The following is a 14,554-nucleotide window of genomic DNA, read 5'->3' as shown; positions in this document are numbered from 1 at the left end:
CGTCATTCGTAACGAACAGAACCCGTCATGAACATATCCAAATTCTTCATCGACCGCCCGATTTTTGCGGGCGTGCTATCGGTGATCGTTTTGCTGGCCGGCATCATCGCGATGTTCAGGCTGCCGATTTCCGAGTACCCGGAAGTCGTGCCGCCTTCGGTCGTCGTGCATGCGCAGTATCCCGGCGCGAATCCGAAGGTGATCGCGGAGACCGTCGCTTCGCCGCTCGAGGAGCAGATCAACGGCGTAGAGGACATGCTCTACATGCAGTCGCAGGCGAATAGCGACGGCAACCTCACGACCACGGTCACGTTCAAGCTCGGCACCGACCCGGACAAGAACACGCAGCTCGTGCAGAACCGCGTGAATCAGGCGTTGCCGCGTCTTCCGCAAGACGTGCAGCGGCTCGGCGTCACGACGATCAAGTCGTCTCCTACGCTCACGATGGTGGTTCACCTGAACTCGCCTAACGGCCGTTACGACATGACGTATCTGCGCAACTACGCGCTGATCAACGTGAAGGACCGGCTGGAACGCATTGCCGGCGTGGGCGAAGTGCAACTGTGGGGCTCGGGCGATTACTCGATGCGTGTATGGCTCGATCCGCAAAAAGTCGCGCAGCGCGGCCTCACCGCGACCGATGTAGCCAACGCCATTCGCGAGCAGAACGTGCAGGTTGCGGCAGGCGTGATCGGCGGATCGCCCACGCTGCCTAACGTGCCGCTGCAACTCAACGTGAATGCGCGCGGACGCCTGCAGAACGAGTCGGAGTTCCGCGATATCGTGCTGAAGACGTCGCCCGACGGCGCGGTCACGCATCTCGGCGATGTCGCGCGTGTCGAACTCGCGGCATCCGAATATGGCTTGCGCTCGTTGCTCGATAACAAGTCCGCAGTGGCGATCGCGATTAACCAACAACCGGGCGCGAACTCACTGCAGATCTCCGACGAAGTGCGCAAGACGATGAAGGAACTGCAGGCGGACATGCCTGCGGGCCTCGAATACCAGATCGTCTATGACCCGACGCAGTTCGTGCGCTCGAGTATCGAAGCCGTCATACATACGCTCGCCGAAGCGATTGCGCTCGTCGTGCTCGTGGTGATCGTGTTCTTGCAGACGTGGCGTGCGTCGATCATTCCGCTTCTCGCAGTGCCGGTATCGATCGTGGGCACGTTTTCGCTGTTGCTCGCGTTCGGTTTCTCGATCAACGCGCTCTCGCTCTTCGGCATGGTGCTCGCCATCGGTATCGTCGTGGACGATGCCATCGTCGTGGTCGAGAATGTGGAACGCAACATCGAAGCGGGCTTATCCGCGAGAGAGGCCACGTATCAGGCCATGCGCGAGGTGAGCGGGCCGATCATCGCGATCGCGCTGACGCTCGTGGCCGTGTTCGTGCCGCTCGCATTCATGTCGGGTCTGACGGGCCAGTTCTACAAGCAGTTTGCGATGACCATCGCCATCTCGACGGTGATCTCCGCGTTCAACTCGCTGACGCTGTCGCCCGCACTCGCCGCGCTGCTGCTCAAGGGTCACGATGAGCCGAAGGACTGGCTCACGCGCGGCATGGATCGCATTTTCGGTGGCTTCTTCCGGCGTTTCAACGCGGTGTTTCATCGTGGCTCCGAGTCCTACAGCAAGGGCGTGAAGGGCGTCATCAACCGCAAGGCCGTCATGATGGTTCTCTATGCGGTGCTGCTCGCGGGCGCCGTCTTGATGGGCAAGATCGTGCCGGGCGGCTTCGTGCCCGCGCAGGACAAGGAGTATCTGATCAGCTTCGCGCAGTTGCCGAACGGCGCATCGCTGGATCGCACGGAAGGCGTGATTCGCGAGATGAGCGCCATTGCGTTGAAGCAGCCGGGCGTGGAAAGCGCGGTGGAGTTCCCGGGCTTGTCGGTGAACGGCTTCACCAATTCGTCGAGCGCGGGCATCGTGTTCGTAACGCTTAAGCCCTTCAAGGACCGCGTGCATGACAAGGCGCTTTCCGCCAATGCAATCGCGGGCGCGCTCAATCAGAAATACGCCGGCATCAAAGGCTCGTTCATCGCCGTGTTTCCGCCGCCGCCGGTGCTCGGCTTAGGCACGCTCGGCGGCTTCAAGATGCAGCTCGAAGACCGCGGCGCACTCGGCTATGCCGCACTCGCCGATGCAACGCAAGCCTTCATCAAGCGCGCATCGCAAACGCCGGAACTGGGGCCGACGTTCTCCAGCTATCAGATCAACGTGCCTCAATTGAACGTGGATCTGGACCGCGTGAAGGCGAAGCAGCTGGGCGTTTCCGTGACTGACGTGTTCGACACGATGCAGGTCTATCTCGGCTCGCTCTACGTGAACGACTTCAATCGCTTTGGCCGCGTGTATCAGGTGCGCGTGCAAGCGGATGCGCCGTTCCGCGCGAATCCCGAAGATATCGGCTTGCTGAAGACGCGCAACGCGAATGGCGACATGGTGCCATTGTCGTCGCTCGTGAAAGTCTCGCCGACGTATGGGCCGGAAATGGTCGTGCGCTACAACGGCTATACGGCAGCCGACATCAACGGCGGCCCCGCGCCGGGTTATTCATCGGGACAGGCGCAGGCAGCGGCCGAACGCATCGCGGCGGAAGTGCTGCCGCGCGGGATCAAGTTCGAATGGACCGATCTCACGTATCAGCAGATCCTCGCGGGCAACGCGGCGCTGTGGGTGTTCCCGATCAGCGTGCTGCTCGTGTTCCTCGTGCTCGCCGCGTTGTATGAAAGCCTGACGCTGCCGCTCGCCGTCATTCTCATCGTGCCGATGAGCATCTTGTCCGCGTTGCTCGGCGTATGGCTCACCGACGGCGACAACAACATCTTCACGCAGATCGGCTTGATGGTGCTCGTGGGCTTGTCCGCGAAGAACGCGATTCTGATCGTCGAGTTTGCACGCGAGCTGGAAATGCAGGGACGTTCCATCGTGCAGGCCGCAATCGAAGCAAGCCGTTTGCGTTTGCGTCCGATCTTGATGACGTCCATCGCGTTCATCATGGGCGTGGTGCCGCTCGTGCTGTCTTCGGGCGCGGGATCGGAAATGCGTCACGCAATGGGCGTCGCGGTGTTCTTCGGCATGTTGGGCGTGACGCTCTTCGGCCTGATGTTGACGCCCGTGTTCTATGTGATTCTGCGCAAGCTGAGCCGCACCGAACATGTGACGGACAAGCATGGCACGCATCCGCAGATGCGCGGTATCGGTGCTTCATACGAGGCGCAATGAGGTCGATGATGAACAAGACGCCAATGAAAAGATGGCTGGGATTGCCCGCGCTGATGAGCGCGTTGCTGGTGGTCGCCGGGTGTTCGCTTGCGCCGACTTATGAAAGGCCGGACGTGAACGCACCGAGCGCCTATAAAGAAACGCCGACGCTGTCGCCGTCGGAAGCGGGAACGTGGAAGACGGCGCAGCCTTCGGAAGAAATGATGCGCGGCGAGTGGTGGGCGCTATTCGACGACGCCACGCTCAACGATCTGGAACGTCAGGCGCAGGATGCGAACCAGAACCTGAAGGCGGCGGCCGCGCGCGTGAAGGAAGCACGAGCGATCAATCAGACCGCGCGTGCAGGGCTTTTCCCGACGCTCGACGCGGGCTTCGGTCCGACCCGCGAGAAGCTCTCGCCCGCATCGCAATTGCTGCCGCCGAACGCCAACGTTCCGGCGCAGACGTTGTGGCGCGCGCAGGCCAGCGTGTCCTATGAAGTGGATCTGTTCGGGCGTGTGTCCAACTCCGTGCAGGCCGCGAACGCGGACACGCAGCAAAGCGAAGCGTTGTTCCGTTCGGTGCAGCTTGCTTTGCAGGCAGACGTCGCACAGAACTACTTCGAGTTGCGCGAGCGCGATGCGGAGCTAAACGTGTACACGCGCACCGTGACGCTGCGTGAGGAAGCCCTGAAGCTTGCAGAGCGACGTTTCACTGAAGGCGACATCAGCGAACTCGACGTGGCGCGCGCGAAGTCGGAGCTTGCGACCGCGCGTTCCGATGCCATGACCGTGCAGCGGCTACGCGCCGCCTCCGAGCATAGTCTCGCCGTGCTGCTCGGCAAGACGCCCGCGGAGTTTCCAATGGCCGCGAATCCGCTCAAGCCCCTCACCATACACGTGCCGCCCGGCTTGCCGTCTTCCTTGCTGGAGCGTCGTCCGGACATTGCGGCAGCGGAGCGGTCGATGGCGGCAGCGAATGCGCGCATCGGCGTGGCGAAGGCGGCGTTCTTTCCGTCGCTCAACCTGACGGCATCGGGCGGCTTCGAGTCCGCCACGCTCGGCGATCTCTTCAACTGGTCGAGCCGCACGTTCTTGCTGGGACCGTTCGCCGGCACGATGCTGAACCTGCCGATCTTCGATGGCGGACGTCGCAAGGGCAATCTTGCGAATGCGCGCGCCATCTACGAAGAGGACGTAGCGAACTATCGCCAGCAAGTGCTCGTGGCGTTCCGTGAGGTCGAAGACAATTTGTCGGACTTGCGCATTCTCGAAACGCAGACGGCCACGCAAGCGGATGCGGTGAACGCGTCGGTACGCGCGGCGCAACTCTCGCGCACGCAATACACGGAAGGCGCGGTGAACTATCTCGATGTCATCGACGCCGAGCGCACGGTGCTGCAATCGCAGCGTGCGGCGGTTCAGCTTGCTGGGGCACAAGCGGTTTCGACCGTCAATCTCGTTCGCGCTTTAGGCGGCGGCTGGGGCGATGCGGTGCCTGCGCCCGTGCCTGAACCGAGCCTTGCGCAGAAGTAACGCCAACGTACAAAGCCCCGCTTGAAGCGGGGCTTTTTCCATGCAGCCGATTGTTCGCCGCCCGGAACATATGTCTTCATTTGCCGCCCATTTATCCCACGCGACGCGATCCTTAGAATTTGAAGTATGGGAACGGGAGCGTGCAATGAGAGCTTTGATCGAAAGACAACTGTATCAACCGTCAGTAGTGCTGCCGCTGCTTCTTCTAACGCGCCTGATGGTGTCGCTGGACTTCAACCTCGCGCAAGTCGCATTCGTGATGCTGCTCAGAGGCTCGCAGCACGTCTATCGTTTCGTGTATCAGGCGGCACGGCGTCAGCATGACGGCGCGGCGGTGGAACGCATCGCCTGCCGTCACTGCTGCTGAGCCATCAATACACTTCGGGAACATACATCGATTCCGGCACCGGCTGACGCAAGTAATCGGGATTGAACACACGCTCGGGCAGCGTGATCTGCGGGTGCTCGATCTCGTGGTACGGCACCTGACTCAACAAGTGATGGATGCAGTTCAGGCGCGCGCGCTTCTTATCGACGGCCTGCACGACCCACCACGGCGCTTCGGGAATATGCGAGCGTTGCAGCATGACTTCCTTCGCAGCCGTGTACGCTTCCCAGCGGCGGCGGCTCTCCAGATCCATTGGACTTAGCTTCCACTGCTTCAGCGGATCTTCAATGCGCGCCTGGAAGCGCACTTCCTGTTCGTCGTCGGTAATCGAGAACCAGTACTTGATGATCTGGATGCCGCTGCGCACGAGCATCTTCTCGAACTCGGGCACCGAGCGAAAGAATTCTTCATACTCCTCGTCGGTGCAGAAGTGCATGACGCGCTCCACGCCCGCGCGGTTGTACCAGCTTCGGTCGAACAAGACGATCTCGCCGCCCGCAGGCAAATGCGAGACGTAGCGCTGGAAATACCATTGGGTGCGCTCGCGGTTGTTCGGCGCGGGCAGTGCGGCCACGCGGCACACGCGCGGATTCAGCCGCTGCGTGATGCGTTTGATCGCACCGCCCTTGCCGGCAGCATCGCGCCCTTCGAAGATCACAACGAGCCGGTGTCCCGTGTGGACCACCCAGTCCTGCAGCTTGACCAATTCGCCTTGCAGCCGAAATAACTCGCGGAAATAGGTCTTGCGAAGCTGCCGCTCCTCGTCGGAAAACGCCGCTTCGCCGTCGAGAAAGCGATCGTCGATCTCCATCTCGAACTCTTCGTCGTAGCTGTCGATCAAATCGGCGTGAAAGCGGCGCTGCTTATCCGTCGTGGTCATCTAAGACTCCATCTGCGGGCTATGGCCTGTCTTCAGGCGCACTGTGCGGGCGGCGCCAACCGGCCGATGATGACGATCTCGCGTGGCAGTCATATGACACCGGCTCCGTGCGTCACGAGCTATTTGAAGGAAGCCGCGCGTTTTATGACACGTCCGCCGCAAACTTTAGAATGGTCGGCGTCACGATGGCACGCACACCCATTCATGAGCGAAACGGACGATGACCGACACTTCCAGCGCAATCCCTCTTTTCGACGCGACGCAAACTGCGCACCTTCTGCCTTATGACCGGCTGACCGACACGCTCGCCGCTACGATGCTCGATTATGCCGCCGGTCGCATCGTAAGTCCCGAGCGCATGGTCGTCCCGCTCGCGCAGGGCGGCGTGATGCTTTCGATGCCCGCGACCGCCGCCGACATCGCCATGCACAAACTCGTCAACGTGTGCCCCGGCAACGGCGCGCGCGGCCTGCCGACCATTCACGGGCAAGTCACTGCTTTCGACGCGACGACAGGCGTGCCGCAGTTCATGCTCGACGGTCCGACCGTCACGGGCCGGCGGACCGCCGCGGTTTCGATGCTTGCCATACGCACGCTGGCAAACCACGTTCCGCGCGAGGTGCTCGTGATAGGCACGGGGAAACAGGCTGCGTCGCATGTGGAGGCGCTCGCGAGTCTCTATCCGGACACGCGCGTGTTGATTAGCGGCTCGCGTGCGGGGCGTGCGAGTGCGTTCTGCGCGGACCATGCCGCACTTTCGTCGAACATGGTTGCGCTAGAGGAGTCGGCTATTCCCGCTTCCGTCGACGTCGTCATTGCGGCGACCACGAGCAAAACGCCGGTGTACGCGCAGCCGGCCGATATGGCGCGACTGGTGATCGGCGTCGGCGCCTTCACTGCCGATGCCGCCGAGATCGCGGCGCCGACCGTTCGAGCCAGCGCTTTGTACGTTGATGATCTGGCAGGCGCGCGTCACGAAGCGGGAGACTTCATTCTGGCGGGCATCGACTGGAGCACGGTTCGGCCGCTTGCGACGGCGCTCGCATCGAGGGATAGGCGCGATGAGCCGGTGGTGTTCAAATCGGTCGGCTGCGCCGCCTGGGATCTCGCGGCGTGCAGGGTCGCGCGGGCCGTTTTGTCTGACCGCAGTGAAGCGGCATGACAGGTGGTACGAGCCTTGCTGTAAGTTCGCTCGATGACGTTAGCGCGTCGGCGCTCAAGCACTTAGCGAATGAACAGATCAATGAACAGTCGAAACGACTTTGACCGGGTAATGTGGCCGGCTGTACACCGGACCGCCCACACCAGCGACCTGGCGGAAGCGCGGGCCCCGGCGCCGTCCGTACAAGGGCGTGCTGCACCGCCCGCCGCTTATTTCATCTCCGTCCTTGAGATGGCAACTGGCGAACAGCTCGGCAACGAAGAGCGTGTGCGTGCCGTCGCCATGCTCGAGTCGGAGTTCGGAGCCGGAAGGCCGCGCACGCTCAAAGAGGCGGTGCGCATATGCGCCGCTGCCATCGATTCTTCGACCTTGCAGCGCATGGCGCGCGGTGCGAAGGCCTGAGAATCGAAAGCTGCGGGCGCTTGAGGCGCACCTTCATTAAGCACGTTTTTTCATCAACGTGTAAAAGAGGCGTGTTATTTGAGCGTCTGAATCACTTCGAAGCCTTCGAACTCCGGGTGCCCCAGATAAAGTTGGCGCGTTTCGCCGCCGGCATTGCGATGCGCGGCGCGAAACGCGTCCGAGCGTGTCCAGTCGTCGAATGCGGCCTGATTCGCCCAGATCGTATGGCTGGAATAGAGCACGTGGTCGTCCTTCGCCGGACCCTTGAGCAAATGAAATTCGACGAAGCCCGGCACGTCCTTCAGATGCGTGTCGCGGCTCGTCCATAGGCGCTCGAAGTCGGCTTCCGCGCCCGGCACGATCTTGAAGCGATTCATGGCGATGTACATGTCGATGTTTTCCTTCGTGGTGACCGAACAAACCAATGCTTAGGCGCGCGCCAGTTCCACGATGGTCGCAAAGCCGCCGAAGAACATCCGCTTCGCATCGAACGGCGGCTCGCCGTTTTCCATCATGGCCTTCAGGCGCGGGTCATTCATGACTTTGGCGTTGACCGCGTCGCGTTGCTCGCGCGATTCATAGAGTATCCACGAGAACGCCACTGTTTCGTCTTCTTTCAGTTGCACGCTTTGCGGGAATGAAGTGAGTTTTCCCGGGTTGACGTCCTCGGCAATGCTCTCGACGAATTGCAGTGCACCGTGTTCGAGCCATATCTTGCCCGCCTGCTCAGCCATGACACGGTAGGCATCTACCTTTGCCGCGGGCACCGGTACAACGAAACCATCCACATAGTGCGCCATGTGAGTCTCCTTGAGCGAATCGACAGCGCCATGCCGTCGATTAGGTTGGAGTTGGCGCCGCGCGACGAAGTTCAGGACGCGCTCCAGATGCGGCGCGTCCGGTCATAGTCCAGCGATATGGATGACAGCGGCGCGAAGTCCATCGCGAAGATTGATTCGAGCGGCTTCTGTTGCACATGCGTCAACACGGCTTTCATGACGATGGCATGTGTAACGATCAGGCACCGCTCCTCAGACGCATTGTCGCGGACGAGGCCGGAAAGCGCCGTTGAGACGCGCTCACGAAGCATTGCGATGCTCTCGCCGCCGTGAGGGCGCGCTTCGGGATTCGATAACCATGCGGCCACGCCTTCTCCATCTCGCTCTGTGACCGCACGGATCGAATGGCCACGCCAGTGGCCGTAGTCCAGATCGCGAAACGTGTCGTTGATGGCGAACGTCTCCGTAATCCACGCGGCGGTTGCGCGTGCAGCCGCTGCGGGACTCGTTATTACGCGGCCATCGAAGCTCTCGAAGCGTTGCTTGAGCGCCGCACGGTCATCGCGTGCGGGCAACCCGTCACCCGTCGGAAAACGAGCGGCTTTCATAGCGTGAGTGGCAGCGTGGCAGAGAAAAATGGCGTTCAATGAATGAGGCAGTAGGAGCATCGTTGCTTTACTTTGCCCGCAATCGTCATAGAATGGCAAGCTTGCAGTGCGAGGAAGCCGGTGCAAACCCGGCACGGTCGCGCCACTGTGAGCGGGTTCGTCGTCAAGACGGTCCGCGAGTCAGACCCCGCTGCAAACTCTTTCGTCTATCGGGACGCGCTTTTCCCTGGAGAAAATCATGATTGTCGCTCACGCGCCGGTGCATGCCGCCGCCTCAGTTTCGCCCGCCCTGGATGCACCCGTACCTATTCCGGTGCGTGAAGTCTTGCCTTGGGCCGTGTTCATCGGCCTGATTTTGTTGATCGCCATTTATTTCGTCGGCGCGGAGCAAGGCGCGACGTCCATCTTTTCCGGCATGGTCGTTCACGAATTCGTGCATGACGGCCGGCACTTGCTCGGCTTTCCCTGCCACTAAGGACGCGCCATGATCCGCAGTTTGTTGATACGCGGCATGATCGCGGGCTTCGTCGCGGGCCTGCTCGGCTTCGGCTTTGCCAAGGTGATCGGTGAGCCGTTCGTCGCACGTGCGATCGCTTTCGAAGAGGGCCACGCGCAGGGGCATGAGCACGAGCATCACGAAGGCGCAGTGCATTCACACGCACACGACAGCGACGAAGAACTCGTGAGCCGTGATACGCAGTCAGGCCTCGGCCTCTTCACGGCTGTGGCGGTATTCGGTACGGCACTGGGCGGCATCTTCTCGCTCGTATTCGCTTTTGCTTATGGCCGGTTCGGCGCCTTGCGCGCGCGTGGCACATCGGCATTGCTCGCGATGTTCGGCTTCTTGAGCGTTGCAGTCGTGCCTTTCCTAAAGTATCCGCCAAATCCGCCTTCGGTCGGCAACGCGGCGACTATCGGTCCGCGCACGGCATTGTTCTTCGGCATGTTGGCACTGTCCATCGCGGCAGCAGTAGTGGCCGTCATGCTGCAAAGGCGTTTGCGCGCGCGTCGCGGCGAGTGGAATGCGACGATGATCGCGGGCGCTTTCTATATCGCGTCGATGCTGCTCGTGCAGTTCGCGCTGCCGCGCGTCGACGAAGTGCCGGCGGGTTTCGCCGCGTCGCTGTTGTGGGATTTCCGCGTGGCAGCCATCGGCATTCAGGTCGTCATCTGGACGACGCTCGGGCTTCTCTTCGGTGCGCTCGCCGCACGCGAACTTGAACGGCCCGCGTTGCGGAGCATGGCGACGGCTTAAGCGTTCCCTTGCGACAGTGCCGCTTGCCGTCCGGGCAAAACGTCCAATAGCGCGAGCTTCGCGGCATCGTCCATCGACCGGAACGACTTGATTTCTTCCCGGCTCCTGAAGCATCCCGCGCACAGACCGTGCGCGGGGTCGATCTTGCATACGCCGGTGCACGGTGAACCGACGGGCTCTTGCGATTTCGCACGCTGAATAGTGAAGGAAAGGTCGATGACCGTCATAGCGATTCGCAGCGGAAGAACGCAGCGGCAGCGGCGGGATTCGATGGCCAATAGGCGTGCATATAAGTGGCTGTGATCGGGCCGTGGCGATAAAGGCCTTCGCCCTCAGCGCCCGTCGTTGCATGTTTCGAAGTCAGATGCGGCTGCATGGGTGTATCGAGCGTGGAGTAATGAAACGTATGGCCGGTGAGTGCGCCGTGCTTCGTATCGAGCCGCTGCATGGCAAGACGCGCGAGGCGGCGTTGCATGACGGCGTGGCCAGGCAGTAGGCCGAGCATCGCGTGCTTCGTGGCCTGAATATCCGTCAGCGTGTCGAGCAGATACAACATGCCGCCGCATTCCGCGACGACAGCCCGTTGACGCGCCACATGCGCTTCGATCGATGCGCGCGTGCGCATGTTCGACACGAGCGTGGCCGCATGCAGTTCCGGATAGCCGCCGGGAAGATACAGCGCATCGGCGTCGTCGGGCGCGGGTTCATCGGCTAGCGGCGAAAATGATGTGACGTGTGCGCCCATTGCGATCAGCAAGTCCACATTAGCCGGATAGACGAACGAGAAGGCCGCGTCTCGCGCCATTGCGATATGCAGGCCTTCGAGCAGGCGCGGCGGCGCTTCAAGCGCGGCGTCCTCGAAGTGAACGGGCGGCGGCATGTCGGCAAGCGCTGTAGCCGCAATGGCATCGGCGGCGCGATCAAGACGCGCATCGAGTCCCGCGACTTCTTGCGCTTGCGTGAGGCCAAGGTGGCGCTCAGGCAGCGCAATGTCGTCCGCGTTGGAGAGATGCCCGCAATAACGCAGACCGTCTGGAATCGCTTCGGCCAACATCTGCGCATGCCGTGCGGATGCAACGCGATTGGCGAGCACGCCATAAAACGGCACGTCCGCGCGATAACGCGCGAGTCCGAAGGCCACCGCGCCGAACGTCTGCGCCATGCCATGCGCGCCGATCACCGCAAGCACCGGAACGTTGAATGCGGCAGCAAGATCGGCGCTGCTGGGCGTGCCATCGAACAGACCCATGACGCCTTCTATCAGAATGAGATCGGCTTCACGCGCGGCCTGTGCAAGCAAAGCACGACATGCGTCGAGACCGACCATCGACAGATGCAGCGAATAAACGGGCGATCCGCACGCGCGTTCGAGAATCATCGGGTCCAGAAAATCCGGCCCGGTCTTGAACACGCGCACGTTCAAGCCGCGCCGCGCATGATGGCGCGCAAGTGCGGCCGTCACCGTGGTTTTGCCTTGATGCGAGGCGCTCGCGCCGATGAAGAGTGCGGGGCAGGACGGCATGGCGTCAGAACTCGACGCCGCGTTGCGCTTTCACGCCTTGCTCGCGATACGGATGCTTCACGAGCCGCATCTCCGTGACGAGGTCCGCCATGTCGACGAGCGCATCCGGCGCATGGCGGCCCGTGACCACCACATGCAGCATGGCGGGACGCGCCTTCAACACGTCGAGCACTTCGTCGAGCGGCAAGTATTCGTACTTGAGCACGGTGTTGAGCTCGTCGAGCACGACCATCTGATATTCGCCGCTTTCGATCATGCGCCGCGCTTCGTTCCAGCCTTTCCGTGCAGTCGCCATGTCGGCCTCGCGGTTCTGCGTGTTCCACGTATAGCCGTCGCCCATCGTCACGAAGTCGCAATTGGCGACTGCGCTCAGGAAATCGCGCTCCGACGTATGCAGCGCGCCCTTGATGAATTGAACGACGCCGAGCTTCATGCCATGCCCGAGCACGCGCACGGCCATGCCGAACGCCGCCGTCGTCTTGCCCTTGCCATTACCCGTGTTGACGATTAAGAGACCCTTCTCGTGATCCGCGGCGGCCTGCTTCTTTTCGTGGCCTTCCTTGCGACGCTGCGTCATGCGCAGATGCGATTCGGTATCGGTTTTCATGGGCTTTATCAGGCTTTCATTGTTGCGATGGCGACGGTCACGTAACCCTTGATCGTCTTGCGCACCACGAGCTTTCCGCCATCGCTCGCAAGCAGCGCGCACGGCTCGCATACGCCATCGGCACAGATCTTCGCGATGTCGTCGGCGCAATACAAGCGCAACGGCAAGCCATGACGCTCGCAGAAGCCGCGCAAGCCGGTTTCATCGTGCTTGATGTCGATGCTCGCGATCACCGCAATGCATGCGAACGGGAACTCGACGCTATCGAGCGCCGCGCGGACGGCGGCTTCGATCGCATCGGCGCTCACTCCGCGTTTGCAGCCGATGCCGACGGCAAGGCGGCGCTGGCTCGCGCAAGGAGGCATCATCGAACGAATGGGTGAAAGGCTCGCGCCGCCCATGCGTCCCTCGCGGATGGCGGCGTTCGGCGAATGCATCGCTTCTTTCGAGCGATGCGCTTCGTTCCCTGCGCTGGCCGGTATCCGGGCTTGCGGCCTTCATCGCGCAGCCTTCCCACCGTGAACGGGCAGTGGCCTTGTGCGCAATGCGCGGCATCATGGAGACTGATGCCGCCGGTCGCGTACCGTTGCGGGGACAGCACAGGTTGGCGAGTCGTTCATGTCTTGAGAGGCCGCTTCCTGTTTCCCGTTTAACTGCGCGCTTCGTGCGAACGCGCGAGCACCAGTCGCGGGCCAACGATACCACAAGCACCCGTTTCGAGCGTCGCCTTCCTTGACGCTCGTTCGCGCGCAGCCTAGACTGCACGCAGTTCTGGTGCCCGCGTGCGAGCTTCTTTCGCGCGCAGTTAAACGGGAAGCAGGAAGCGCATCGCTCCATCATACGAACGGACGCACGCCAACCTGCGCTGCCCCCGCAACGGTAAGCGACTGGCGGTATCGGTTCACGCGATATCGCGCGTTGCGCACGAGGCCACTGCCCATTGCGGCAGGAAGGCTGCGCAACGAGTCGCAAGCCCGGATACCGGCCAGACTTTCGCAGGGCTTATGCCGCGGGGATGCGGCATGGCCCACGGTCCATCAGTCGTGCGCGTCTCCCCGCAGATGTTTCGCTAGCGATGCCTTCATCGCGCGACGCACGACGCACGCATACACGAGCCACGGAGCGACGATGCAAACCCGCAAGATTCCCGTTACGGTCGTGACAGGCTTTCTCGGCAGCGGCAAGACTACCTTGATGCGCCACATCATGTCGAATGCGCAGGGCATGCGCCTGGCCGTGATCGTGAACGAATTCGGCGAGCTCGGCATCGACGGGGAGATTCTCAAAGGCTGCGGCATCGGTTGCGACGACGAAGCCGCATCCACCGACCGAAATCTCTATGAACTCGCTAACGGGTGCCTCTGCTGCACGGTGCAGGAAGAGTTTTATCCGGTGATGGAGCAGTTGCTGGAACGTCGCGAGCGCATCGATCATGTGTTGATCGAGACGTCCGGACTTGCGCTGCCGAAGCCGCTCGTGCAGGCGTTCAACTGGCCGTCCATCAAAAACGCCTTCACGGTGGATGCGGTCATCACGGTGGTCGATGGCCCTGCCGCCGCGAGCGGACAGTTCGCCGCGAATCCCGCAGCGGTCGAAGCGCAACGCAAGGCCGACCCGAATCTGGACCATGAATCGCCGCTGCATGAACTATTCGAGGATCAACTGTCTTCGGCCGATCTCGTGATCGTCAATAAGACTGACCTCATGGATGCCGATGCGCTGCGCCGTGTGGAAGCGCTGGTGCGTCCCGAGATTCCGCAGCAAGTGAAGATCGTGCCCGCGCAAATGGGCAAGCTGGATCTGCATGCGTTGCTCGGCCTGCAAGCGGCGTCGGAAGAAAGCATCCATCTTCGTCACGACCATCATGGTTCCGCAGACGACGATGGTCATGCGGATCATCATCACGACGCATTCGATTCAGTCGTCGTGGAAGCGCGAGTGGAGTCCCGCGAACAGGCCATTGCCGCGTTGCAGACGCTCGTCGAAAACCACACGATTTACCGCGTCAAGGGCTTCGCTGCATTGCCCGGTGCTGCAATGCGTCTCGTGGTGCAAGGTGTCGGGCGGCGCTTCGACAGCTACTATGACCGTCGCTGGAACGAAGGCGAAGCCGCGAGCCGCTTCGTGCTCATCGGCGAAGACCTCGACCGTCAAACGCTGCAGTCGGCGTTGAACGCCGCGCTTGCGAACGCGCTCGCGCAGGCCTGAC

The 14,554-nt window shown here is 61.8% G+C and carries 16 protein-coding genes and 3 riboswitches; of the genes, 8 read left to right on the top strand and 8 right to left on the bottom strand.

All coding sequences use genetic code 11. The annotated features are described in order from the left end of the window. Positions 1–27 precede the first annotated feature (27 nt). The 3 genes from P9239_RS01835 (at position 28) to P9239_RS01825 (ending at position 5,109) form a co-directional block, all read left to right on the top strand. The gene (locus tag P9239_RS01835; protein ID WP_309748803.1) at positions 28–3,228 is read left to right on the top strand and encodes an efflux RND transporter permease subunit; all 3,201 of its coding nucleotides are present in this window, start codon (positions 28–30) and stop codon (positions 3,226–3,228) included. 23 nt (positions 3,229–3,251) lie between these two features. Next, positions 3,252–4,742 carry an efflux transporter outer membrane subunit gene (locus tag P9239_RS01830; protein ID WP_309748802.1) on the top strand — a complete coding sequence of 497 codons (1,491 nt, stop codon included), beginning with the start codon at positions 3,252–3,254 and terminating at the stop codon, positions 4,740–4,742. A gap of 145 nt (positions 4,743–4,887) precedes the next feature. After that, the gene (locus P9239_RS01825; protein WP_309748801.1) at positions 4,888–5,109 is read left to right on the top strand and encodes a hypothetical protein; all 222 of its coding nucleotides are present in this window, start codon (positions 4,888–4,890) and stop codon (positions 5,107–5,109) included. 4 nt (positions 5,110–5,113) lie between these two features. On the opposite strand, the gene ppk2 is transcribed toward P9239_RS01825, so the two are convergent. Then, positions 5,114–6,010: a polyphosphate kinase 2 gene (ppk2, locus tag P9239_RS01820; RefSeq protein WP_175941441.1), complete on the bottom strand. Its 897-nt coding sequence runs from the start codon at positions 6,008–6,010 to the stop codon at positions 5,114–5,116. A gap of 220 nt (positions 6,011–6,230) precedes the next feature. Between ppk2 and lhpI the strand changes: the two genes are divergently transcribed. Both lhpI and P9239_RS01810 read left to right on the top strand, forming a co-directional pair. Further along, positions 6,231–7,172, top strand: coding sequence for a bifunctional Delta(1)-pyrroline-2-carboxylate/Delta(1)-piperideine-2-carboxylate reductase (gene lhpI, locus P9239_RS01815; protein WP_309748800.1), 942 nt, complete (start codon positions 6,231–6,233; stop codon positions 7,170–7,172). A gap of 81 nt (positions 7,173–7,253) precedes the next feature. Next, complete coding sequence (locus tag P9239_RS01810) at positions 7,254–7,574, top strand: hypothetical protein (protein ID WP_309748799.1); 321 nt, start codon at positions 7,254–7,256, stop codon at positions 7,572–7,574. Between the two features lie 74 nt (positions 7,575–7,648). On the opposite strand, the gene P9239_RS01805 is transcribed toward P9239_RS01810, so the two are convergent. The 3 genes from P9239_RS01805 to P9239_RS01795 form a co-directional block, all read right to left on the bottom strand. Then, complete coding sequence (locus P9239_RS01805; RefSeq protein ID WP_309748798.1) at positions 7,649–7,963, bottom strand: antibiotic biosynthesis monooxygenase; 315 nt, start codon at positions 7,961–7,963, stop codon at positions 7,649–7,651. Positions 7,964–8,002: 39 nt separating this feature from the next. Continuing rightward, positions 8,003–8,374, bottom strand: coding sequence for a DUF1428 domain-containing protein (locus tag P9239_RS01800; RefSeq protein WP_309748797.1), 372 nt, complete (start codon positions 8,372–8,374; stop codon positions 8,003–8,005). Positions 8,375–8,445: 71 nt separating this feature from the next. Next, positions 8,446–9,060: a histidine phosphatase family protein gene (locus tag P9239_RS01795; RefSeq protein WP_309748796.1), complete on the bottom strand. Its 615-nt coding sequence runs from the start codon at positions 9,058–9,060 to the stop codon at positions 8,446–8,448. Further along, positions 9,049–9,171: riboswitch (cobalamin riboswitch) on the top strand. It overlaps the preceding gene by 12 nt. Positions 9,172–9,199: 28 nt before the next feature. Here P9239_RS01795 and P9239_RS01790 point away from each other — a divergent pair. Continuing rightward, entirely contained in the window at positions 9,200–9,436 is a 237-nt protein-coding gene (locus P9239_RS01790; protein ID WP_309748795.1) for a CbtB-domain containing protein, read from the top strand. A gap of 9 nt (positions 9,437–9,445) precedes the next feature. Next, positions 9,446–10,216: a CbtA family protein gene (locus P9239_RS01785; RefSeq protein WP_309748794.1), complete on the top strand. Its 771-nt coding sequence runs from the start codon at positions 9,446–9,448 to the stop codon at positions 10,214–10,216. Here P9239_RS01785 and P9239_RS01780 read toward each other — a convergent pair. The 4 genes from P9239_RS01780 to P9239_RS01765 are packed head-to-tail and all read right to left on the bottom strand — an operon-like array spanning position 10,213 to position 12,782. Further along, positions 10,213–10,443, bottom strand: coding sequence for a DUF1289 domain-containing protein (locus P9239_RS01780; protein WP_309748793.1), 231 nt, complete (start codon positions 10,441–10,443; stop codon positions 10,213–10,215). The two genes, P9239_RS01785 and P9239_RS01780, sit on opposite strands and share 4 nt — an antisense overlap. Next, the gene (locus P9239_RS01775) at positions 10,440–11,738 is read right to left on the bottom strand and encodes a cobyrinate a,c-diamide synthase (protein ID WP_309748792.1); all 1,299 of its coding nucleotides are present in this window, start codon (positions 11,736–11,738) and stop codon (positions 10,440–10,442) included. Before P9239_RS01775 ends, P9239_RS01780 begins: the two co-directional genes overlap by 4 nt. Before the next feature lie 4 nt (positions 11,739–11,742). Further along, a complete protein-coding gene (gene cobO, locus P9239_RS01770) occupies positions 11,743–12,345 on the bottom strand; it encodes a cob(I)yrinic acid a,c-diamide adenosyltransferase (RefSeq protein ID WP_309748791.1) in 603 nt (200 codons plus the stop codon). 8 nt (positions 12,346–12,353) lie between these two features. After that, the gene (locus tag P9239_RS01765; RefSeq protein ID WP_309748790.1) at positions 12,354–12,782 is read right to left on the bottom strand and encodes a cobalamin biosynthesis protein; all 429 of its coding nucleotides are present in this window, start codon (positions 12,780–12,782) and stop codon (positions 12,354–12,356) included. A gap of 18 nt (positions 12,783–12,800) precedes the next feature. Beyond that, positions 12,801–13,046: riboswitch (cobalamin riboswitch) on the bottom strand. A 54-nt stretch (positions 13,047–13,100) separates the two neighbouring features. Beyond that, positions 13,101–13,350, top strand: a riboswitch (cobalamin riboswitch). A gap of 123 nt (positions 13,351–13,473) precedes the next feature. Here P9239_RS01765 and cobW point away from each other — a divergent pair. Further along, positions 13,474–14,553: a cobalamin biosynthesis protein CobW gene (cobW, locus tag P9239_RS01760; RefSeq protein WP_309748789.1), complete on the top strand. Its 1,080-nt coding sequence runs from the start codon at positions 13,474–13,476 to the stop codon at positions 14,551–14,553. Position 14,554: the final 1 nt, after the last annotated feature.

It is taken from the genome of Caballeronia sp. LZ062, from assembly GCF_031450785.1.
In the GTDB taxonomy this organism is placed as follows: Bacteria; Pseudomonadota; Gammaproteobacteria; order Burkholderiales; family Burkholderiaceae; genus Caballeronia.
The sequence above is the reverse complement of the archived record's forward strand: the minus strand, read 5'-3'. Positions and strand labels throughout refer to the sequence as shown.